The sequence below is a fragment of the Phormidium sp. CCY1219 genome (assembly GCF_055795085.1).
Genome location: NZ_JAYFEQ010000550.1, coordinates 48903 through 70726, shown reverse-complemented (window position 1 = coordinate 70726; position 21824 = coordinate 48903). Strand labels below are relative to the sequence as shown.

General features: G+C 48.9%; 16 protein-coding genes and 1 CRISPR repeat array. Of the genes, 12 read left to right on the top strand and 4 right to left on the bottom strand.

Features of this window, described 5'->3' with window-relative positions; all coding sequences use genetic code 11:
- The first annotated feature begins 2 nt into the window (after window positions 1-2).
- On the top strand, window positions 3-242 hold the full coding sequence (locus AC0QH1_RS15255) for an HNH endonuclease (protein ID WP_324632048.1): 240 nt from the start codon (window positions 3-5) through the stop codon (window positions 240-242).
- A gap of 183 nt (window positions 243-425) precedes the next feature.
- Here the strand turns inward: AC0QH1_RS15255 and AC0QH1_RS15250 are convergent, their stop codons facing one another.
- Complete coding sequence (locus AC0QH1_RS15250) at window positions 426-1721, bottom strand: aminopeptidase P N-terminal domain-containing protein (protein WP_442957319.1); 1296 nt, start codon at window positions 1719-1721, stop codon at window positions 426-428.
- 661 nt (window positions 1722-2382) lie between these two features.
- Here AC0QH1_RS15250 and AC0QH1_RS15245 point away from each other — a divergent pair.
- The 11 genes from AC0QH1_RS15245 (at window position 2383) to dtd (ending at window position 19108) form a co-directional block, all read left to right on the top strand.
- Window positions 2383-3375: a helix-turn-helix transcriptional regulator gene (locus AC0QH1_RS15245; protein WP_324632047.1), complete on the top strand. Its 993-nt coding sequence runs from the start codon at window positions 2383-2385 to the stop codon at window positions 3373-3375.
- Window positions 3376-3645: 270 nt separating this feature from the next.
- Complete coding sequence (locus tag AC0QH1_RS15240) at window positions 3646-4008, top strand: hypothetical protein (protein WP_324632046.1); 363 nt, start codon at window positions 3646-3648, stop codon at window positions 4006-4008.
- Between the two features lie 137 nt (window positions 4009-4145).
- Window positions 4146-4796 carry a type I-MYXAN CRISPR-associated protein Cas6/Cmx6 gene (cas6, locus tag AC0QH1_RS15235; RefSeq protein ID WP_324632045.1) on the top strand — a complete coding sequence of 217 codons (651 nt, stop codon included), beginning with the start codon at window positions 4146-4148 and terminating at the stop codon, window positions 4794-4796.
- A 52-nt stretch (window positions 4797-4848) separates the two neighbouring features.
- Complete coding sequence (cas3, locus tag AC0QH1_RS15230) at window positions 4849-7239, top strand: CRISPR-associated helicase Cas3' (protein ID WP_324632044.1); 2391 nt, start codon at window positions 4849-4851, stop codon at window positions 7237-7239.
- Window positions 7236-8924: a type I-MYXAN CRISPR-associated protein Cmx8 gene (cmx8, locus tag AC0QH1_RS15225; protein WP_324632043.1), complete on the top strand. Its 1689-nt coding sequence runs from the start codon at window positions 7236-7238 to the stop codon at window positions 8922-8924. Before cas3 ends, cmx8 begins: the two co-directional genes overlap by 4 nt.
- A 75-nt stretch (window positions 8925-8999) precedes the next feature.
- Window positions 9000-9920, top strand: coding sequence for a type I-B CRISPR-associated protein Cas7/Cst2/DevR (locus AC0QH1_RS15220; RefSeq protein WP_324632042.1), 921 nt, complete (start codon window positions 9000-9002; stop codon window positions 9918-9920).
- A 2-nt stretch (window positions 9921-9922) separates the two neighbouring features.
- A complete protein-coding gene (locus AC0QH1_RS15215) occupies window positions 9923-10642 on the top strand; it encodes a CRISPR-associated protein Cas5 (protein ID WP_324632041.1) in 720 nt (239 codons plus the stop codon).
- A gap of 84 nt (window positions 10643-10726) precedes the next feature.
- Window positions 10727-12391 carry a type I-MYXAN CRISPR-associated endonuclease Cas4/Cas1 gene (locus AC0QH1_RS15210; RefSeq protein ID WP_324632040.1) on the top strand — a complete coding sequence of 555 codons (1665 nt, stop codon included), beginning with the start codon at window positions 10727-10729 and terminating at the stop codon, window positions 12389-12391.
- A 9-nt stretch (window positions 12392-12400) separates the two neighbouring features.
- Window positions 12401-12694: a CRISPR-associated endonuclease Cas2 gene (gene cas2, locus AC0QH1_RS15205; protein WP_324632039.1), complete on the top strand. Its 294-nt coding sequence runs from the start codon at window positions 12401-12403 to the stop codon at window positions 12692-12694.
- A gap of 250 nt (window positions 12695-12944) precedes the next feature.
- Window positions 12945-16524: direct repeats of the CRISPR family, unit length 36 nt; unit sequence CTTGCCTAACCTCTGATGCCGTAAGGCGTTGAGCAC.
- Between the two features lie 469 nt (window positions 16525-16993).
- A complete protein-coding gene (locus AC0QH1_RS15200; RefSeq protein WP_324632038.1) occupies window positions 16994-18157 on the top strand; it encodes a CobW family GTP-binding protein in 1164 nt (387 codons plus the stop codon).
- A gap of 492 nt (window positions 18158-18649) precedes the next feature.
- Complete coding sequence (gene dtd / locus AC0QH1_RS15195; RefSeq protein WP_324632037.1) at window positions 18650-19108, top strand: D-aminoacyl-tRNA deacylase; 459 nt, start codon at window positions 18650-18652, stop codon at window positions 19106-19108.
- A 20-nt stretch (window positions 19109-19128) separates the two neighbouring features.
- Here dtd and mreD read toward each other — a convergent pair whose 3' ends face one another.
- The 3 genes from mreD to AC0QH1_RS15180 form a co-directional block, all read right to left on the bottom strand.
- The gene (gene mreD, locus AC0QH1_RS15190) at window positions 19129-19686 is read right to left on the bottom strand and encodes a rod shape-determining protein MreD (protein ID WP_324632036.1); all 558 of its coding nucleotides are present in this window, start codon (window positions 19684-19686) and stop codon (window positions 19129-19131) included.
- An 8-nt stretch (window positions 19687-19694) separates the two neighbouring features.
- Window positions 19695-20468: a rod shape-determining protein MreC gene (gene mreC / locus AC0QH1_RS15185; protein WP_324632035.1), complete on the bottom strand. Its 774-nt coding sequence runs from the start codon at window positions 20466-20468 to the stop codon at window positions 19695-19697.
- A 69-nt stretch (window positions 20469-20537) separates the two neighbouring features.
- Complete coding sequence (locus AC0QH1_RS15180; protein WP_324632061.1) at window positions 20538-21548, bottom strand: rod shape-determining protein; 1011 nt, start codon at window positions 21546-21548, stop codon at window positions 20538-20540.
- Window positions 21549-21824 lie beyond the last annotated feature (276 nt).

Here is a 21824-nt window from a genome sequence, read left to right as displayed (position 1 = left end):
CCATGAAAACCCCTCGCATTCGCATTCCCGCAGAAGTGAGGAACTACGTGTTCCAGCGCGATGGCTACCAGTGTCAAAGCTGTGGCAAAACTCGCCAGAAGGTAGAACTCACTATAGACCACATTGTTCCCCTCGCTCGGGGAGGTTCCAACGATATCGCTAACCTGCACACTCTCTGTCGCTCGTGCAACGCGCAAAAAAAACACCATTTCGATTCTCGTTTTCGCCCTTATTTTGAATGACATCCAGTGGCGATACATGAGTCGCGTCGAACCAAGAAAGCCCGCCTACGCGGGCTAATTTTATGCCTGCTGTTGCTGCCCACGGATTGAGTACCGCACAGCACCGCACCGATGGCAAGTGGAGGCGGAGCCTCGAGGAGGGTGGCCCAGGCAGAAGCCTGGGAACGCGGGAAAGGTCGCACTTTATTTCGGTACGCCGGCGGTTAAAACTTCATGGCCTTGTGCGGTAACTAGCACATCATCCTCGATTCGCACCCCAATTCCGCGCCAGCGATCGGGAATTTCCGGCTGTTCTTCGGCGGGTTTGGTTTCCGGCCCGATATAGATGCCCGGTTCTACTGTGAGAACGTTTCCGGGTTGCAAGGGTTGCGGGTCTTCGCCATTTTGATACACCCCCACATCATGCACGTCCAAGCCTAACCAATGACCGGTGCGGTGCATGTAGAAGGGTTTGTATTTTTCTTCCTTAATGATTTCGTCGATGTCCCCGGCGAGCAATCCAAGGTCTAGCAATCCTTCGACAATAACGCGCAGGGCGGTATCGTGGATTTGGTTGTAAGGATTGCCGGGATGAACTTGGGCGATCGCTTGCTTTTGCGCTGACAAGACAATTTCGTAAATGGTCTTTTGTTCTGGGGTAAAGGTACCATTGGCTGGAAAAGTGCGGGTGATATCGGCATTATAGTAACCGTAGGAACAGCCGGCATCGATGAGCACTAGGTCGTTGTCTTGCAGTTGGCGATTGTTTTCGATATAGTGCAAAATGCAGCTATTCGAACCGGAGGCGACGATGGAGGGATAGGCGAAACCGTTGCCCCCATGCAGGCGGAACAGATGTTCCATTTCGGCTTGGATTTCGTATTCGTAGCGTCCCGGTTGAGCGAATTCCCGGGCATGATTGTGCGCTTTGACGGAGATTTCTGCCGCTTTTCGCATCAGTTCGAGTTCGGCGGGACTTTTGACCAGTCGCAGGGGATGAAGGATGGTTCCTGCGTCTTGAATGGCGATTGGTCCGACGCCGCGCTTGGGATAGGTTCTCATTAAGCGCTGCCAGTGTTTTAAGATGGTGTCGTTGAATGCCCGATCGCGTCCTAGGCGGTAGTAAATGCGATCGGCGTTTTGCAGGTATTGGGGCAGTTTTTCATCCAGTTCGGCGATCGGGTAGGCTTCATCTGCGCCATAGCGTTCTTTCGCCCCTTCCACTCCCACGTGGTAGCCGGTCCAAACTTCTTTTTCCGGGTCTTTCGGTTGCACGAATAACACAAATTGGTGCTCTTCGTGATGGGGGGCAAACACGGCCACCGCATTCGGTTCGTTGAATCCGGTAAGATAGAAGAAGTCGCTATCCTGGCGGTAGGCATATTCGACGTCGTTATGCATCACCGCCATCGGCGCACTGCGAAAGATGGCTGTGCCCTGGCCGATTTTTTCCATTAAGGCTTGTCGTCGTTGCTGATATTCTGTTGGCGCGATCGTCACTTTTGCTTGTCCTCCGCTGGGCCGTGATTAAAATCACTTGTCTTTAGTGTTTAGTATCACAAATTTTTCGGATCTTTATCAGCCTGTTTTCGGTTCAGATGATGGATAGTAGGAAATAGATTCTAAAACCATAGGGACGCATAGAGGGTTATGATTCATGCGATTGTAGAATCTGCGTTTAAAACAGGGTGCCTCAGTGTAGAGTCGGAAGCGTTAATTCGCCAGATTATAGCCAAGGGTGGATGCAAGTCTACCGATTTAGATGCTCTGCAGACACTCTGGGACGCAGTAAATTCTGGGACTATCCGCCGCGAGGCGATGTGCAACTTGGCGATGCCTTTATTGGAGCATCAATCGGTCTTAAGATAAGTTTGGCTTAACAAATTCAAGTTATTGATTCTAAAAAAACTATAGGTTAGGTTCGCGGGCAGGTGTCACACTTGCCTTTTTTTTCGCGAGCCGTTAATGATTGGCAATTTGAGAGATGCAATTGGGGCGATCGGGTTGAGAGGTGGAGTGCAGCGATCGCGCTCTAGTTTTTTGCGAAGCATGAATCCGTAAGGGAAAATTTAAGATTTTTTTTTGGAAGGCGGAAAGGTTTTTGCCGGGTAGTGTATGTAAGATGGATTTATAAGTTGAAAGGAAACATAATTGTGATGTGATGTCTCGTCATTTAGAGCGATTACTACAAATAGATAACTTGGTGCGTTCCAGACAGCGACAGACGGTGCCGAGTCTTGCGAAAGCGCTGGAAGTGAGCGTTCGCACGATTCGCAATGACCTAGCGTTTTTGCGCGATCGCTTCTCCGCACCCTTGGAATACAACCGGCAAAAAGGCCATCATTACAGCGATCCGAACTGGCGTTTGCCCAGTATTCCTTTAAATCAGGGAGAACTGCTTGCCTTGACATTGGGAGCGAGAATGCTCGAATGTTATGCGGGTTCCCCCTATGCGGAAGAATTGCAATCTGCGATCGGGCGATTGAGCGAACGATTGCCCGAACAAACCTACTTCAATTTACAACAGCTTGCCAATCAGCAAATCCTGTTACGTCCTGGAGCGCAAACCAACCTAGATCCGCAAATCTGGCATCAATTAGAAGAAGCTTGTCAGACTTCGCGACAAGTAAAGATGCGCTATTTTGCCGCCAGTCGCAAGCAGGAGTCTGAGCGAGTTGTCGATCCGTATTTACTGGATTTGTATCGAGGAACCAATACCTACTTAATTGGGTTTTGCCATCTTCGCCGCGAAATCCGTTCGTTTCGCATAGATCGGATTAAGGAGTTAAAGATTTTGGATGAGAAATTCGAGCCGGATCCAAATTTTGATGTGAAAGAGTATCTCCAGTATGTCTTTCAGCATGAAGTCGGCGGTTCGCCCAAACAGGTGGTCATTTGGTTCGATGCACAGACAGCGCCTTATATTGAAGAGCGCAACTGGCACTCTACCCAAGAAATTGAGAACCATGCTGATGGATCCTTGACCTTGCGGATGGTCGTCTCCGGGATGAACGAAGTCAAGCGATGGGTATTGGGATATGGGAAAAGTGCAGTGGTGAAAGACCCGCCAGAGTTGGTGGACATGGTACGGGAGGAGCTTGAGGCGATGAATCGTTCTTATCGTGGAATTGGAGAAGCAGTTGAAAGAGGTTAAGATCTTGTACAATGAATTGTTGGCTATCTTGGATGCCCCAGGTGTGCAAGCACCCTCGGCGTTGAGCAAGCATATCCAAACTCTAGAAGTCTCATTCTCAGAGTTTCTAGGAACCAGTGATGCCGTAAGGCGTTTGAAAGCTATTCCCTGATTAACTTTCAGGGAATTAGTTAATGGCATAGCCAAAATCTAAAAAAGCGTGCTAGAATCAAAAAAACTCCGGCTGCGCTTGCTAACCGGAGTCCACGAAATTTAACAATGGAGAAAATTATGAAACAAAATAAAAAGGAGCCATTGGCTCCACAACTCTCAAGACCCTCCACGGGTGAAGTGGGTTCGTCCCGGGATGGGGATCCGTTATTGGAATTTGCCAGTCGCTGTGGTCAACACCTCAGCGAGCAGGCTAACCAGAATGCGAACCGCTTGGCTGAATTTTACGTGCGAGTCATACAAAACTATCGACCATGCCCCGATAAATCCAGCCCTCAACCTGAGTGGCTAATGGCAAAGGCGCGAGAATGGGAGGATCGCTGCAAACCAATTAATCCGCGTTTGGAATCTCGCAGTAAGGAGGAACTCCTGGAGTTCATTATTACCTGTGCGGTATCTGAAGGCAGAACCTCCCAAGTGTAATTTCCGATCGATAGGGAGAGCGATCGCACACCTTCTGTCGCACTATCAGTTCTATGGTTTCACCACTCTCAATGGCATTGAGAGGTGGCAAACCCGCCTATGACCGCTTGTACTATACAGTTGAATAGAACTTTATCATGCTGACGCTTCACGAAAACCAACCATCGAGACAAGGCAGTAAGTCGCCCTACGTGGAACTGAGTTTTGGAATTACTGGAGAAAGTTTACCCGCCGATCACGGATATGGGTTGTTAGCTGCTATCTCTCATCTTGTGCCAGAACTTCATGGAATTCCCGGGCTAAGCATAGAAACCATTATGGGTATTCCAGATCGCCAAGGAAAAATCACCCTAACAGAGCGATCGCGATTGCGAATTCGCCTCTCTACCGATCGCGTGGATCTGGCTTGTTTGTTAGCCGGTAAAAAGCTAACGATTGGAAATAGCGATATTTGGCTCCACATTCCCCAAATTCTATTGCTGCAACCTGCGGCTCGACTGCGATCGCGCATTGTCACCATTAAAGGATATCAAGATCCGGAACCCTTTTTAGAAGCAGCCCAGCGTCAACTCGAACAACTTGGCATTCAAGGAACCCTTGCTATTCCGCTTAACGCCGAGGGAGAACCCGCTCGGAAAGCCATCAAAATCAAAAAATATTCTGTTGTTGGATTTGGCCTGGAAATTATTGATTTAACAGAGGAACATTCCCTACAGCTTCAAGCCATTGGATTGGGCGGTAAACGTCGCATGGGCTGTGGGATTTTTGTTCCCTTCCGCAGGTTCTAATCCAATCGATATAAATTGGCTGGACTGAAATAGCAATATCAAAGTGGGTAACATGAGTAAACCAACTAAACTACTTGCAAAAAAACAATACCCAAATCGCGAACCGCTGACAGTGCAACAGCATTTGCTGGATACGGAAGCAACCGCGTTGTTAATTTTCGACCCCACACAGCGCTGGTTCCGAAACTTTTGCCGATTTTTTGGCATCCGAGGAAAAGAGGCGGAAGAACAATTTTTGCTTAACTTACGAGTTGCCGCACTGTTTCACGATATAGGTAAAGCCAATAAAGAATTTCAAGAAGCTGTTTCTAGTGCAAGTTTTAAGGCTCAGTCTGTCAGACACGAACATTTCAGTGCCTTAATTTTGCAACTGCCAGCCGTGAAGACTTGGCTAAGCGCCAATTCTTTGCTCGACTGCGATGCAATCAGTGCAGCAGTTTTATCCCATCATCTCAAAGCAAGTGATACAGGTAAAGACTACGAATGGTGTCAATCCCGTCGGGCAAAAACCGTAGAACTGTGTTTACACCAACCGCCAGAAGTTACGGCTATTTTAGAAAGGATTCGTCAAGTGGCTTCTTTGGGCGCTATTCCCAAACTCCCCACCGAGAATTGGTCAGACTCGAACTTAGTATGGAAACAAGCACTCCAATGCGGATATAACTCTGCTAAGCAGTGTCGTCGGAATTTGAGAAAATCTAGTGACAACCCTACAATTTATGGTAAACGGGCTTTACTTTTAGCCACAAAAGCGGCATTAATCGTTGCTGACTCAGCAGCATCCGCTCTAGTCCGCGAAGATCTAACTTTTGAAGAGTGGATTAATAAAACTGTCCATACTCCACCTTTGACACCCGACCGAATTGAATCTGAAATTTTAACTCCTTCTACAGAACAGATTAAGAAAGAGAATCCCTACACTAAATTTAGATTGCGGGATTTTCAAGAAAAAGCTGCATTTTTGGGTTCCAGAGCTTTATTGATAACCGCCTGTGGTTCAGGTAAAACAAGGGCTGGCTTTGAATGGCTTAAAGAGCAGTCTAAACATTATGAGATCGGAAAAATAATTTTTCTGTATCCCACCCGAGCCACCGCTTTAGAAGGATTTAAAAACTATATTGGTTGGGCACCAGAAAAGTCGGCAGCTCATTTGAGTGGGACGTCGGAGTACGAACTCCAGGAATTACGAAAAAATCCCGATGATAACAAGGCAACGAAAGATAAAAATTTTAAGCTATCCGAATCCGAGGCGCGATTGTATGCGCTGGCTTATTGGTCGCGCTGCTATTTCAGCGCTACAGTAGACCAGTTTTTAAGTTTCATAGAACACGATTATCGAGGGATGTGTTTGCTTCCGGTTTTGGCCGATGCAGCAGTGGTGATTGATGAAGTGCATAGTTTCGATCGCCGAATGTTTGATAATCTGATTGCCTTCTTGCAGGCATTTGATGTGCCAGTATTATGTATGACGGCTACTTTGCCCAAATCTCGTCAAGAAGAATTACAAAAAGCCGGACTCAGGATTTATCCTACACTTGAAGACCGAAAAGAACTTAAGGATTTAGAAGAACAGGAATCCCATCTGCGATATCGTCTAGAAAAGATAACTGAAGCGATCGCATTTGAACGAGCCATTGCAGCATTTCGGGATGGGGAGCGAGTTCTGTGGGTGGTCAATCAAGTAAAACGCTGCCAACAGATGGCCGATCGCCTGCAAGACGAATTAGGTTTAGAGGTGGAAGTGCTGAGCTATCACAGTCAGTTTACGTTGGCAGATCGACAAAAAATTCACAAGAAGACAATGGCTGCATTTTTAACTCAGAAAAATGATAAGATAGAAGCGGCGATCGCCGTGACAACGCAAGTGTGCGAGATGAGTTTGGACTTAGATGCAGATCTCCTGATTAGCGAATTCGCACCGATATCATCTCTAGTCCAGCGATTCGGTCGCGCTAACCGCCACCGCAAGCGAGGAGACGAATATCGAGCCTCATTACTGGTTTATGCTTCTGAAGAAGAAAAGCCGTATAAATTAAAAGAATTGAAAGCCGCAGAAGCATTTATTGACGATTTAGGCTCGGAAGATTTGAGTCAGCGCCAACTCGCAGAAAAGCTGGAGGAACACGCACGGCGAGAACCGAGTGCGGATGGTAAAGCGCGGTTTTTAGAAAGTGGTTACTACGCCACTCCCGGTCAGTTGCGGGATATTGATGATTACAAGCAACCTTGTATTTTAGATGGGGATATCAAAGCGGTTGAAGATTGCATCAACAACAAACAACCTTGGGACGGATATGTTATCGATGTTCCCAAAAACTGCAAGTACGCTGATTTTAACTTAGAGCGCAGCGATCGCCCTCAAAAATTTCCCAAATATTTCGGCATTGCCGATAGCCGACACTACACCCCAACACGGGGATTTTATGCCAAAGGAAAAGAATGATGACGAAGAAAGCGTTAACTTTTGAATATCATCTGGCAGAGTTGCCTTCGGCGCAACATCGAGCCGGTTTAGCGGGTTTGGTGATGATGGTGGATTGGCTTAAGAGGTTTGGAGAACATCCAGGGATCTGTGAATTGAGCGATCGCACTGCTACCGGCGTTATGTTAACTATCGATCGCCCTGGGTTAGAAGTCTTATTTGGGACACTTTATGCAGGTGAACTCGGTGAGATCAAATCCAAAAAACCCTTTAAAAAGAAAGAGCCAATAAGAACAGAGACGGTAGAAAAGACGGTTAAAGGCAAAACTAAGACCGAAACCTACTATATCTATCCAAACGTAATTCCTCAAGCAGGTTTAATTGCTGATTTGGATCCAAGTGGAGACGGAACTGATGGAATATGGGTAAAGCTGTGGCGCGATATGTTCTGGTCAATCCTGCGAGGTATTCCCACCACGCGCAAGCCTTTTGAAGATAGTGCCAATGACAAAAAAATCGCTGAGGTTCAAAAGGTTTGGACTCAGCTATCGAAAGGGGATGGTAACGCTACTGTAGATTTACCCAGTACCTATTTTTTAGGCGCTCAAGCTACCAATGCTGAAAATGTCCCCTTTAAAGATCGGGCAAAGTTCCAATTTTTGCTACACTTCTGGCCTTTAGTCGTACAAGTTTACGAACCCGTCGTTCGCGAACCCATGAAAAGTGAAGAAAAAAAAGAGAAGGCAGAGAAGGAAGAGAAAGAGAATCAAAGTAAAAAAGATGAAAAAGAAGACAAGCGAAGAGAGCATAAACTCAAATCAGTCGGCTATGCGATCGTTATTCCAGATGTGGCAGATTTAGATATGTTTTGCGAAGAGTTTAAATATGCCATGAAAGAGCAGCGTCGTGCCGAAAGGTTTGGAAAAAATGGCTATCGACCTCAAGAAGGAGTGATTAATCTCGCTGTAGTTGGTGGCTTGGAAATGTTGCGGATTTTGCAAAATCGCATAAAAGAAATGCAAGCTGGGATCGCGATTAACGATTTAGTGTTAGCAGTTGAGGTAGTCCATGCAGAAAAGCAGGGGAATAGTATCAAAATTTTGCGAAGTGCCAGAATTCCTGCTAATGACGACCAAGTGGGTGAGTACGTTCGCGTCAAAAAGGCTTACAAAGACTATATTTTTTTAGAACAGCGATTGCGAAATGTTCTAGACTTAAAACCCTGGTATTTTGGCTTTGCCGATTTATGTGCAAGCCTACCAGTTGAGGATACATTAGGGATGGTAACGTTCCGGCGCGATGCTCGAATTTCTTTTAAGGCAGAAGCAGAAACGGAGAACAGTAAGATGAACAATGAATCCAATGCAAAAAATCTTTCGGAAGAAGAGCTGATTTATGAGGTCGTAGGCAACTATCTCTTTAAAAAAGCCGAGGAAAAATACAAAAAATGGAAAGAAGCTGAGAAAAATGAGGATGATAAAAAAGAATTCAATGACGCTAAAGAGAAACTGGCTAAGGACGCCTTTTATCACTGTCGCCACAAAACAGGAACAGAGTTTATTAGATACTTTTCCGAGACTTTTGCTTCTGTCAATCAAAGTTACTACTTGAAATTTGATAACTATAGTAAGCTGGTTAAATTGCTGTATGAAGATGCTGAAAAAGTTCGTAACTTAACGGTTTTAGCTTTGGCTGGAAATATTTAATTTCAAGTTCAACCGATGATGCCGCAAGGCGTTGGGCTACTTGCCCACTGTTGTCTCTACAAAGGATGTTCTGTTATGTCAAAAACCAAAAATCTCTTCGCTACTGTTTTGACTTATGCTGCACCCAGTTCTAATTATCGCGGGGAAAGTGAAGCCAATCGAACTGTACTGCAAAAAATTACTCTGAAAGAAAATAAAGGGGTGCAAAAAGAATATACAGTTATCAGCCCGGAATCCATGCGAAATGCACTTCGGGAAATTTTAATCAAGTACGATTTGCCCCACAATCGCACTCGGCTGTATGAGGAAGATCAACTAGCAGTTGAATTTAAGGGGTTCCCCGATGCAGAAAAATATGCAGATGATTTTCTGTTTGGATTTTTGGTAGCAGATAAAGAGGCCATTAAAAAGAATAAAGGAACTCCCCCTAAACGAGATAGCGTTTTTCGACAAAACTTGGCGATGGCATTAACCTCTTATCGATTTGATACCACGTTTCATCAATCGCCTCAAAATGCCGGAAGTAGTCCTTGGAAGAATTCTAAAAATTCAGCATTATTGCACCGGGAAGTTGCTTACACGGCCTATCAATATCCCTTTGCTTTGGCGTATTCTGATTGCAAGTCGAAAAAAGAATGGGTGGCGGCACTACTGCGAGCAATTGGTGAATTAAATGGTGTGGCAGGAAATCACGCTCGGAGTTATTTTGAAATGGCACCACGTACCATCATTGCGCGACTGACTCCCCGTTTAGCTGCTGGATATAATACTTATGGGTTTCAGGAAGATGGTTCATTTTCAGAACTCTCTCGAATTCATCCAGAAGATTTACCAGGAGAGGAATTTTGGTTGGGGGGTGAATTGGTCCGTCAGATGAAAGAGAATCAGGATCCGGAGTTGGGACGCTTAAAATCTCTCGGCGTGAAGCTCTACAAAAATCCAGAACGCTTGTTAGCTGATTTGTCTGATGGGTTTCTGAATCAAGAGGAGAGTTAAAGGTGACGAATTACCTATGGATTAGAGCGATCGCCCCTTTTGCTGCTTATCGCTATTTTCAGGCAGGAAGCTATCGCTCTACGATGCCGATTCTGCCCCCATCTGCCGCACTGGGATTGGTTTTAAATCTGGCAGCAATTGAAATGCGAGAGTCAGTGGATGATGTGACCACTCAAATTCGCAAAGATATCCCTCATTTGTGTCTGGCGATCGGCACTATAACTCCCCCAGAACGAACCTACACTTCTACGCTTTATCAGCAACTGCACAGTTATCCTGTGGGAAAACCTGGTGAAAATCTGAAAGAGTATGTCCAAGGTCAAAAATATTGGATTGTGCCAGTTCGTCGCGAGATTTTGGCAAATCTGGATATGGCGATCGCTCTGAAAAACCCGGAGGATGGGTTAGTCGATCGCATCCTTCGAGGTTTAAACGGCGAGTTCAACGCCCAGCGGTATGGATTGCCATTTGCCGGGGACAATAATTTGCTGTTCGATCGACTGGAAATACTCCAACGCCCCCCTGAAACATACTGGTACGAACGTATAGAACTCGATGCCGCTCCCAAACTGGGAACCTGCCGATTAACAGTGGGAATCAACCGCAAGAATAACAGCGAAACCACTAGCTTTTTGTACGCGCCTGTGGAAGAACCAAGCATTTATCCCCCAGACAGCGCTTGGACCTGGACGCCTAAAGCACCCGATCGCCTACAAGTCTAAATTCCCCAATTATTTCAACCCGGAAAGGTTTTTGCCGAGGCATCGCTCTAGAGTGAAGTTAACGTCATTCTAGAGCGATTTTCTATGCAACTTATCGAACAAATCTCAACCCCAACCCAAGACACGATTCGCGTTTCTGCGCTGCACGCCCTTGCCTACTGTCCCCGCCTTTTCTATCTCGAAGAAGTGGAAGAACTCTACACCCAAAATGCCGCAGTTTTTGCGGGGCGAAGACTGCACGCGGAATTGGAAAAACAGGAGGATGAAACTTGGGAAGAATTGTTTCTCGAATCGGCGGAATTGGGATTGCGCGGATGTGTGGATGCGCTTCGCACGCGAGATGGAGCGACCATTCCTTACGAGCACAAGCGGGGGCGCAGCAAGCGGGATGAGCGCAAACAACCGATCGCCTGGGAGAGCGATCGCCTGCAAGTGCTTGCCTATGCCTGTCTCATCGAATCTGCCTTGGGACTTCCCGTGACTGAGGGGCGGATTCGCTATCACGCGGATAACGTGCTGGTGCGGGTGCCCCTAGATGAGGCGGGGCGCGAGGCGGTGCGCGAGGCGGTGCAACGGGCGCGGATGCTGCGGGGGTCTACCCAGCGTCCCCCGGTGACGGAAAATGAGCGTCTGTGCGCCCGCTGTTCTCTCGCACCGGTATGTTTGCCCGAGGAGGCGCGACTGGCCCACAACCGGGAGTGGCAACCCATGCGGTTATTCCCCCAAGACGACGACCGGCAGGTGATTCACGTGCTAGAACCGGGCACTGCTGTAGGGCGCACCGGGGAACAACTGAAGATTGCCCGCCGGGGTCAACCGGTGGAAACCCTGGCGGCGCAGCAGGTGGGGCAACTGGTGCTGCACAGTTTTTCCCAGGTGTCCACCCAAGCGCTGCATTTTTGCGCCTATCAGGGGATTGGGGTGCATTTTATTTCCGGCGGTGGGCGCTATGTGGGCAGTTTCGAGACCAGGCGGGGCAGCATCCAACGGCGAATTCGCCAGTATGGGGCCTTGAGCGATGGGGCGTTTTGCCTACAGTTGGCGCGCCAGTTGGTGCGCTGTCGCGCCGAGGGGCAGCGCAAGTTTTTGATGCGGGGGAAGCGGGGGTTAAAGCAACCCTCGGCTAAATTGAACGATGCGATCGCGCAGATGAAGAAGGTACTCAAGCAGATTCCCCAAGCGAATTCCCTGGAAACCCTGTTGGGATTGGAGGGGAATCTGGCGGCGCTTTATTTTGGGGCCTTGCCTTGTGCCATATTGCCGGACGTGCCTGCGGAAATGCGGTTTGTGGGGCGCAACCGTCGTCCGCCGAAGGATCGGTTTAATTGTTTGCTGAGTTTTGGTTATGCCTTGCTGCTGAAAGATGTGATGAATGCCATCCTGGCGGTGGGGTTGGAACCAGCATTGGGATTTTACCACCAACCGCGCACTCAGGCACCACCGTTGGCGTTGGATTTGATGGAGATTTTTCGCGTGCCTTTGGTGGATATGCCGGTGATGGGGTCGGTGAATCGCGGTCACTGGGAAGTGCGCGAAGACTTCGAGGTGCGCGGGGAACAGGTGTGGTTGAGCGATGCGGGACGTCGCAAGTTGGTGAATTTGTACGAACGCCGCAAGGAAGAAACCTGGAAGCATCCGGTGACGGGGTATTCGTTGACTTATCGTCGCCTCTTGGAGTTGGAAGTGCGCCTGCTGGAGAAAGAGTGGTGCGGCGAAGGCGGTTTGTTCGGTCAATTGGTGTTGCGCTGAGGTGGGAAGATGAGTGAAGCACAGAATTGGTATTTGGTTTGTTATGACATTCGGGATCCGAAGCGCTGGCGCAAAGCCTACAAGTTGCTGCAAGGGTACGGCGAACGGATCCAATATTCGATGTTTCGCTGTTGGTTGAACCAACGGGGGCGGGAGAAGTTGCGCTGGGAGTTGGAGAAGGTGTTGGCGGCGGAGGACGATTTGCTGCTGATTCGCCTGTCGAACCAGTGCGTGCGGGGAATTGCCGCTTATAACCGTCCCGGATCCTGGCCGGTGCAGGAGGAGTCCCATCGGATTCTGTAATGCAAGCACCTCCGGCTGTGAAGGCGCAAGCTGCTGGTTCACAGCCGGAAATCTTCCCGGGGTTGGGATTTGGGGCGATTCAGGGGTGGCGCAGGTGCTTGATTTTTGCTAGAATGGAGATAGAGTCAGGGTTTGAAGGAGGAGGATTGAGAGGGTTTTGTGGCAATTGGGTCAACTTGATTGCGTTTTACCACAGGTGCTTGTAAAATTGGTTCAGAGCGGTTTATTGGAAAGGGATGTGGCTTGCGCCCTTGCCTAACCTCTGATGCCGTAAGGCGTTGAGCACAGAAATTCGTCAGGCGCTAACCATCGAACGCTAGAATCTTGCCTAACCTCTGATGCCGTAAGGCGTTGAGCACGAATAATCCTTGGAAGAATCCTTACTTATCAAAGCAACTTGCCTAACCTCTGATGCCGTAAGGCGTTGAGCACAACTACAATCGACCGGAAGTTTGCGCCGCGTGGTAAACTTGCCTAACCTCTGATGCCGTAAGGCGTTGAGCACTAGACGCGGCATTGACCGTTTTTTGTAAAACAAGCTTGCCTAACCTCTGATGCCGTAAGGCGTTGAGCACATGAATTTTAGAGAATTGGGTTACGGCCTAGCGAAGCTTGCCTAACCTCTGATGCCGTAAGGCGTTGAGCACCCGGGAGACGGCGCAAATTGCGCCAAAATACCGACTTGCCTAACCTCTGATGCCGTAAGGCGTTGAGCACTTTGGGTGTGTTAAGGTCTACTTTGAAATTAAAAGTCTTGCCTAACCTCTGATGCCGTAAGGCGTTGAGCACCAATACTTAAACCCGAAAACCCGAGCGACCGTCTGTACTTGCCTAACCTCTGATGCCGTAAGGCGTTGAGCACACCGCGTAGGCGTCACAGTTTTTGCCGCTATAGGCTTGCCTAACCTCTGATGCCGTAAGGCGTTGAGCACAATTTAGGTTTCCCCAAAAAAGCCTGAAACCCTTACACTTGCCTAACCTCTGATGCCGTAAGGCGTTGAGCACATACGGTATCGTTTTTGCGTATAAGCTCCAATACCAGCACTTGCCTAACCTCTGATGCCGTAAGGCGTTGAGCACACTATCGACCGAATCGAGCAAATCGAACAAATCGCCACTTGCCTAACCTCTGATGCCGTAAGGCGTTGAGCACTACTTCCGCCGTCGCGGAAGTCCTTGTTCCTCGCACCCTTGCCTAACCTCTGATGCCGTAAGGCGTTGAGCACCAATGAAGACGAAAATTGTTTTTCTGCTTTTACTAAGCTTGCCTAACCTCTGATGCCGTAAGGCGTTGAGCACTCTCTGCAGCTGCATCCGCAATTCATTCGCCTAATCTTGCCTAACCTCTGATGCCGTAAGGCGTTGAGCACAAGTAAGGGGCAGAAAAGGGCAGACCGCTTACACGCTTGCCTAACCTCTGATGCCGTAAGGCGTTGAGCACGATGGAAGCACGCTGAAGCCCTGCCGCGATTGCTTCGGTCTTGCCTAACCTCTGATGCCGTAAGGCGTTGAGCACCACTACACGCGATGACGGCGATACGGTCAATAGGGACTTGCCTAACCTCTGATGCCGTAAGGCGTTGAGCACTCTCTTAACAATGAACGCTATTTGCCTCTTAAAGACTTGCCTAACCTCTGATGCCGTAAGGCGTTGAGCACATCGACTGGGGAGAATTAGCAAATATTCCTGATTCTCTTGCCTAACCTCTGATGCCGTAAGGCGTTGAGCACGTCTTTAGTTCCTAACGCCGCAAGTTCCTCTGTAACCTTGCCTAACCTCTGATGCCGTAAGGCGTTGAGCACCATTTGTTTGAGGCTTGTCAAGACCTTTCCACCGACTTGCCTAACCTCTGATGCCGTAAGGCGTTGAGCACAATACATCGGGAATCTTCAAAGCCTGTCCTACGGGCTTGCCTAACCTCTGATGCCGTAAGGCGTTGAGCACAAATCAATCCTAGATTGCAGAGTATGACTTTGTCTTCTTGCCTAACCTCTGATGCCGTAAGGCGTTGAGCACAAACAATTGCTAAACTAAAAGCACTAAGACCTGAAAACTTGCCTAACCTCTGATGCCGTAAGGCGTTGAGCACTGAGTACCGCTTTGGTGGATTTGAGGGGGCAAACACTTGCCTAACCTCTGATGCCGTAAGGCGTTGAGCACTTCAACAGAGGAAAAACAAAACATCAAATTAGGTCTTGCCTAACCTCTGATGCCGTAAGGCGTTGAGCACTTCTCCCACCCCGGAATCACTTCCACCAATCTTGCCCTTGCCTAACCTCTGATGCCGTAAGGCGTTGAGCACCCTAAAAAGCAGCGAAATAATAGTTATGCGGTGCAACCTTGCCTAACCTCTGATGCCGTAAGGCGTTGAGCACCTCTGTCAAAGTATCGTTCTCTTGAGGGCGACGACCCGCTTGCCTAACCTCTGATGCCGTAAGGCGTTGAGCACGTTTACTCGCTCGGGACATATTATTGTTGTTGTAGGGTCTTGCCTAACCTCTGATGCCGTAAGGCGTTGAGCACATGGAGTATCTGGTGATACTTCCACTCACAGTAACTTGCCTAACCTCTGATGCCGTAAGGCGTTGAGCACTAATGCCCTCAATTGATTTGGGTGGAATTATTCAATCCTTGCCTAACCTCTGATGCCGTAAGGCGTTGAGCACAGTTTTGGGAGGTTAGCGATCATTGGCTGAAACCCACTTGCCTAACCTCTGATGCCGTAAGGCGTTGAGCACATATTGACTTCAGAGAACTCGGATATAACCTCGCTAAACTTGCCTAACCTCTGATGCCGTAAGGCGTTGAGCACGAAGAGTAGCGCGATCGCACCGCCCACGATTGCCAGGGCTTGCCTAACCTCTGATGCCGTAAGGCGTTGAGCACAATGGAAGTTGCTGCTGCGGTGGATTCGCCTCTATATCTTGCCTAACCTCTGATGCCGTAAGGCGTTGAGCACGACAGGGGATTTTATTTACCCGATTAAGAGAAACCACCTTGCCTAACCTCTGATGCCGTAAGGCGTTGAGCACGCATCGCCATCTCGAAGAATAGCGGGGACATAAAATCTTGCCTAACCTCTGATGCCGTAAGGCGTTGAGCACTTCTGAAAATTATTGTCAAAATCCTCGGCGGAATCCTTGCCTAACCTCTGATGCCGTAAGGCGTTGAGCACGACCTTATGGCTGAAAGAGTCCCCCAAGCAGTTCACTTGCCTAACCTCTGATGCCGTAAGGCGTTGAGCACACCCAAAAAAATCAAAGTACCCGCCCCGTAACGATTACACTTGCCTAACCTCTGATGCCGTAAGGCGTTGAGCACATTCCGTTCTGATGTCCATCCGGCGATCGCAAGGCGTTCTTGCCTAACCTCTGATGCCGTAAGGCGTTGAGCACTGAATCGCAATGCTATCTCTGGCAGCATGGGTTTGGCTTGCCTAACCTCTGATGCCGTAAGGCGTTGAGCACTTCTAAAGGCGAGTTTAACGTGCCGATGGGACGATCTTGCCTAACCTCTGATGCCGTAAGGCGTTGAGCACACTACCACAACATTTTATAAACTAACCACAGAAGCTTGCCTAACCTCTGATGCCGTAAGGCGTTGAGCACGAGCGATTTACAAAACCGGAACCAGCGGCCAGATTCTAATTCTTGCCTAACCTCTGATGCCGTAAGGCGTTGAGCACATCGCTCACGATGGACGAACTCAAAGAAAGTTTGCTCCTTGCCTAACCTCTGATGCCGTAAGGCGTTGAGCACGAAAGGAATTGAGGGATGGCAAGATGAAGTTCGAGCTTGCCTAACCTCTGATGCCGTAAGGCGTTGAGTACATTCCATGCCTGACCCCGGAACCACTGGGTTAGCAAGAACCGACTAATCTCAATCAAGCTCGCAATTAAGGGGGGATTTTTGCCTGAAGAGGGTCAAACTGACGTTGCATTGTCTTTCCCCACAATTTTACTTTCGACATAGCAGGGATGTGGGCACTGTTCGCTGCAGTGTCAATCCTGAGGAGGGTGGGAATTCTCCAAAACTCAACACCATTAATGTAGGTTTAAGGTGGGCCGTACCTACTCTATCGATTCGGTAAGTCGGGAGTAAGGTTGGCAGTGCCCACCGGCGAGATTGCCACAGTGAAGAAGTTTTGCTCCCTACAAGCAGTTAAGAGAAGTAATCAATTGTTAACTGGCAATTTGCCAGGAGACAAATGCAAGATTTCGTTTAAAATCAAACTGGACGAGGCTGAGATTTGGATCTGAGCCGTCAGTTCGAGTTTCTGAGAGTTTTGATAGCAACGCCATGCAGACAACAGCAACTTCTTCCGCAGAGTCTCCGGCAATGGAGGCACCCAAACACGGCTTGCCGGTAACGATTATTACCGGCTTTCTCGGCAGTGGCAAAACTACCCTTCTGAACCATATCCTGTCCAACCAGCAGGGACTCAAGATAGCGGTACTGGTGAACGAGTTTGGCGAAGTCGGCATCGACAACGAGCTGATCGTCTCCACTGGCGATGATATGGTGGAATTGAGCAATGGGTGTATTTGTTGCACGATTAACAATGATTTGCTCGATGCAGTGTACAAAGTTTTGGAGCGCGAGGATAAGGTCGATTATTTGGTGGTGGAAACCACCGGTGTAGCGGATCCCTTGCCCGTGGCGCTGACATTCTTGGGAACGGAACTGCGCGATTTAACTCGCCTGGATTCGATCGTTACCCTGGTTGATTCGGAAAATTACAGCTTGGATTTGTTTAATTCTCAAGCGGCTTACAGTCAGATTGCCTATGGGGATATTATTTTACTCAATAAGGTGGATCTGGTAGATGAGGCGGATGTGGATTTGTTGGAATGCAAGATCCGCGATATTAAAGCTGATGCGAGAGTTTTACGCACCGAGCGATCGCAAGTGCCGCTACCGTTGATTTTGAGTGTGGGTTTGTTCGATTCGGGCAAGTATTTTAATGGCCAAGAATCGGCAGCAGAACAGGACCATCATCACGAGCATCATCACGAGCATCATCACGACCATCATCACGACCATCATCACGAGCATCATCACGACCATCATCACGACCATGCCGAGTGCGATGGCGAGCATGACCACGAGCATCATCACCACCATCATCACTCGGATCACCTGGCTATTGATGGATTTACGTCGATTTCTTTCGAGAGCGATCGCCCGCTATCGATTCGGAAATTCCAGTATTTCTTAGACAATCAGTTGCCGGCAAGTGTGTTTCGAGCTAAGGGAATTTTGTGGTTTGACGAAAGCGATCGCCGTCATATTTTCCACCTCAGCGGCAAGCGATTTTCTATCGATGATGACGAATGGAAAGGTCAGCCCAAGACCCAACTGGTTCTCATCGGTCAGAATTTAGAGAGCGAAACCTTGCGATCGCAGCTTGAAAAATGCCTTTGTTTGCCTTCCACCAATCGCGGCAAAGGATTTGGCAAGTAAATTAATTCTGTGAAGCTTCATCGGTGACCGGCAGCCGCTGCTGGTCACACCCACAACCGCCTTTTTTACGGCTAATAATCTCCGGCTCAAACATAATGCTGCCTCTCTAACAAAGGAACATGGCACTGCCTTGTCATCACCGTGAGAGGTTAGCAATTTGCCTTTATTAAAACGAGATAAAAACGCCAATTTAAAGAGTAACAATCAACCGCAATTGTAAAAGAGCGATCGGCTGTTTTTGAATCTATTTAATGCTTGGGTAAATTAGGAGGTAGAGCCTCCGAAGGGGGTTTCCAGGCTCCACCTGGGAACCAGAAATTTTACAACGCCAAATTTGTTTTGGGTAGGGGGAGGAAATCCGGGGTGCGGCGCGAATTAGAGTAACTGCTTTGAGAATTTTTCGGTAAAAATAGTGGTTTTAGGGCGGAGTTTATTGTAAATTAAGAAGCGAAACCCTTAGCAGATTGACCCTTTTCAAGATAGAACGAAAAAATGCGAGTCATAATCCAGCGAGTGCGATCCTCTCAAGTCACCATTGATGGAAAAGTGGTGGGAAAAATTGGCAAAGGACTGAATTTATTGGTGGGGATTGGGCAGAACGACACGGAGGCGGAACTGGATTGGATGGCGAGAAAGTGCTTAGAATTGCGGGTATTTCCCGATCCAGAAAAGCAAAGCGATCGCGCGGAACTCTCAGTGCAAGACATCAACGCAGAGCTGCTCGTCGTCAGTCAGTTTACGCTTTATGGCGATTGTCGAAAAGGGCGGCGTCCTTCCTACGACCGTTCTGCGCCTCCAGACAAAGCCAACCTGCTTTACGAGAAATTTGTCGAAAAGTTGCGAGAAAGCGGCTTAAAAGTGGAAACAGGGGAATTTGGGGCGATGATGCAAGTGGGGATAGAGAATGATGGTCCCGTGACCTTGCTGCTAGAGCGAGAAGCCACGGGATAGGAGAGGGAGAGAGAGTAGATTTAAGATTGTTCCAGGCGCTCCATGCGTTGCCACCAGCGATTGAGCGGAAAAGAAATCGTGGGTGCCCAAAGGCTGCTGAGGATTGCCGATGAGAGAGCCAGGGGTTGATGAAGCATCCAGATTTCTTCGAGACTGCGATCGCTCATCACAGTAAATTGCAAAGCGCGCACCGTATCCGCCACAATCGACATGCCAAATACAATTAACGCCACCGAGATAAAATCTTCTTGCAGGTAGCGTTGTTTTTGCAAGCGAGCGGTGAGATAGCCAACCAGAGCCAAACTGAACACATGAGTCGGTGCGCCCGAACTCATGCCATCTTGAAGTAAGCCCAAGATAACGCCAGCAAGCGCCCCCTGAGAGGGAGTACGCTTCAGACTCCAAGCCACCACCCAAATCAGCAACCAATTTGGGGAGACGCCCAACAGTTCCGTTCCCGGAAAGCGAGTCGGCATCAGCAACAAACACAGAGCGACAGAGCCAACCAAGATAGCGGCATTGAGAAGTTTAAGATTTGTGGAATTCCTACCCGAGGCAGTAAAGCGATCGTTTCTCATCTGCCTTCCTAATTAGATTGACCTTCCGACCCATCGTTAGCAGCCTTTTCGTGAGGGTAAACCACCACCCACTCCAGAGCGCTTATCGGTGCAGACAGCTCGATCACAGCTTCCGGTGCCGGACTTTTATTCAAATTCACCGATTCCACGCGACCCACGGGCAACCCGGAGGGAAACATCTGAGAGAAAGAGGAAGTAGAGACCACATCTCCCTGACGAACCTCTGGCACTTTATCAAAAAATTCCATTACCGCGCGATTTGCCGCCTTGCCTCGCATCACCCCCATTTGCCGAGAGCGAGCGATCGTCACCCCCACGCGGAAACTCGGATCCCCGATCAGTAGCACCTTGCTGGTATGGGGAGTGACGCTGATGATGCGTCCCACCAAGCCTCCCGGACCGGTGACGATAAAATCCTTTTTGATGCCGTGTTTGCTTCCTCGACCGATAGTCACCTGTTGCCACCAGTGATCTGCACTGCGCCCGACAACTGGCGCGACAATACCTTCTTTTTTATTTGCCGAAACATAGCCCACTACCTCTTTGAGCCGTTGGTTTTGGGCTTCTAATTCTTGAACTTTTTGTTCGAGTTCGCGGGTTCGGGCATGGGTGAGTTGCTCTTGTTGAGTGGGACTCGACTGAAAAGGACGAGAGAGTCTCTGGTAAATTTCAAACACCACTGACCCTTGGGTTTGCCGAACCACCAAAGCTGCAGTGATGGCTAACCCCACCAATGCAACTTGTAAACCATGCCGATCCCACCAGCGACGCAATGTGTACATTAAAATTTTTAGCTGACTTCAGTATTCGCGAGGCGATTGTACGTAGGGAAGCTCTTCGGTTGGCAGGTCCTACATACTACTCCGAGAACGACCGCTGAATACTCGTTCGAGCTGCTTGAAGTTCTCCAAAACCCGACCGGTTCCGAGGACCACACAGCTTAGCGGATCCGCCGCCACATGGGTAACGATGCCGCTTTCGTGCCCGATCAGGGTATCGAGACCTTTCAACAAAGCGCCACCGCCGGCGAGCATAATTCCTCGGTCGATAATATCCGCCGCCAATTCCGGAGGGGTGCGCTCCAGGGTCCGTTTTACCGCTTCCACAATTACCGCCAGGGGTTCGGCCATACTTTCGCGAATCTCTGGCCCTTTGATGGTCACGGTTCGCGGTAAACCCGACAGTAGATGCAAGCCGCGCACTTCCATTGTGGCATCATCATCATCGTGGGTGGGATACGCCGAGCCAATCTGAATTTTGATTTCCTCTGCGGTCCGTTCCCCAATCACCAGGTTGTGAACTTTTTTCATGTACTGGGTGATGGCATCATTCAGTTCGTCCCCTGCTACCCGCACGGATTCGCTCAGAACCGTGCCTTGCAAGCTCAAAACCGCTACTTCCGTAGTGCCGCCCCCAATATCGATGATTAAATTCCCGGTGGGTTCTGCAACCGGCAATCCGGCTCCGATCGCCGCCGCTACTGGTTCGTCAATTAAGTAAACGTCTCTGGCTCCTGCTTGGGTGGCTGCGTCCATCACCGCGCGCCGTTCTACCCCCGTGACGCCGGATGGAATCCCAATCACGATCCTAGGGGATACTAAGGCGCTACCTTCATGCACTCGCCGGATAAAATGCTTGAGCATCAATTCGGCAGTGTCGAAGTCGGCAATGACGCCATCCCGAAGGGGGCGCAGGGCAATGACATTTCCCGGCGTCCTACCTAGCATTTTTTTGGCATCCTCTCCTACTGCCAGAGGTATCTTTTCCTCTTTATCGATGGCAACGACTGAGGGTTCTTGAAGAACTATCCCTTTACCGGATACATAAACTAGCGTGTTCGCCGTCCCGAGATCGATACCCATATCCCGGGATAGGGAAAAGCGATTGAAAAGACCCACTGGTTTCTACGCCCCCAAAACGTGATGCTGTGCGACTATAATGTAACAGAATTTGTTCTCGTGGTGGATTCTAGTATGTTTTCTCTCCTGAGTCTAGTCAGGCGGGATTTTTTTTCCCACATGAAGCCGGGAGAGTGCCAAATATTCCTTCTGAGTCTGCGCCGGATCCGGAGAAAATCCCCTCCTATCTCAAATCTGGCCTAAGATTAGCAGCTTCTGCTTGCAAGCGATTGCCGAGTA

What these genes read in the sequence shown, in the direction of transcription:
- AC0QH1_RS15240 (WP_324632046.1), top strand. Translation starts at nt 3,646, where the DNA reads ATGAAACAAAATAAAAAGGAGCCATTGGCTCCACAACTCTCAAGACCC.
- dtd (WP_324632037.1), top strand. Translation starts at nt 18,650, where the DNA reads ATGCGAGTCATAATCCAGCGAGTGCGATCCTCTCAAGTCACCATTGAT.
- mreD (WP_324632036.1), bottom strand. Translation starts at nt 19,686, where the DNA reads ATGAGAAACGATCGCTTTACTGCCTCGGGTAGGAATTCCACAAATCTT.
- AC0QH1_RS15245 (WP_324632047.1), top strand. Translation starts at nt 2,383, where the DNA reads ATGTCTCGTCATTTAGAGCGATTACTACAAATAGATAACTTGGTGCGT.
- AC0QH1_RS15180 (WP_324632061.1), bottom strand. Translation starts at nt 21,548, where the DNA reads ATGGGTATCGATCTCGGGACGGCGAACACGCTAGTTTATGTATCCGGT.
- AC0QH1_RS15255 (WP_324632048.1), top strand. Translation starts at nt 3, where the DNA reads ATGAAAACCCCTCGCATTCGCATTCCCGCAGAAGTGAGGAACTACGTG.
- cas2 (WP_324632039.1), top strand. Translation starts at nt 12,401, where the DNA reads ATGAGTGAAGCACAGAATTGGTATTTGGTTTGTTATGACATTCGGGAT.
- mreC (WP_324632035.1), bottom strand. Translation starts at nt 20,468, where the DNA reads ATGTACACATTGCGTCGCTGGTGGGATCGGCATGGTTTACAAGTTGCA.
- cas3 (WP_324632044.1), top strand. Translation starts at nt 4,849, where the DNA reads ATGAGTAAACCAACTAAACTACTTGCAAAAAAACAATACCCAAATCGC.
- AC0QH1_RS15220 (WP_324632042.1), top strand. Translation starts at nt 9,000, where the DNA reads ATGTCAAAAACCAAAAATCTCTTCGCTACTGTTTTGACTTATGCTGCA.
- cas6 (WP_324632045.1), top strand. Translation starts at nt 4,146, where the DNA reads ATGCTGACGCTTCACGAAAACCAACCATCGAGACAAGGCAGTAAGTCG.
- cmx8 (WP_324632043.1), top strand. Translation starts at nt 7,236, where the DNA reads ATGATGACGAAGAAAGCGTTAACTTTTGAATATCATCTGGCAGAGTTG.
- AC0QH1_RS15200 (WP_324632038.1), top strand. Translation starts at nt 16,994, where the DNA reads ATGCAGACAACAGCAACTTCTTCCGCAGAGTCTCCGGCAATGGAGGCA.
- AC0QH1_RS15210 (WP_324632040.1), top strand. Translation starts at nt 10,727, where the DNA reads ATGCAACTTATCGAACAAATCTCAACCCCAACCCAAGACACGATTCGC.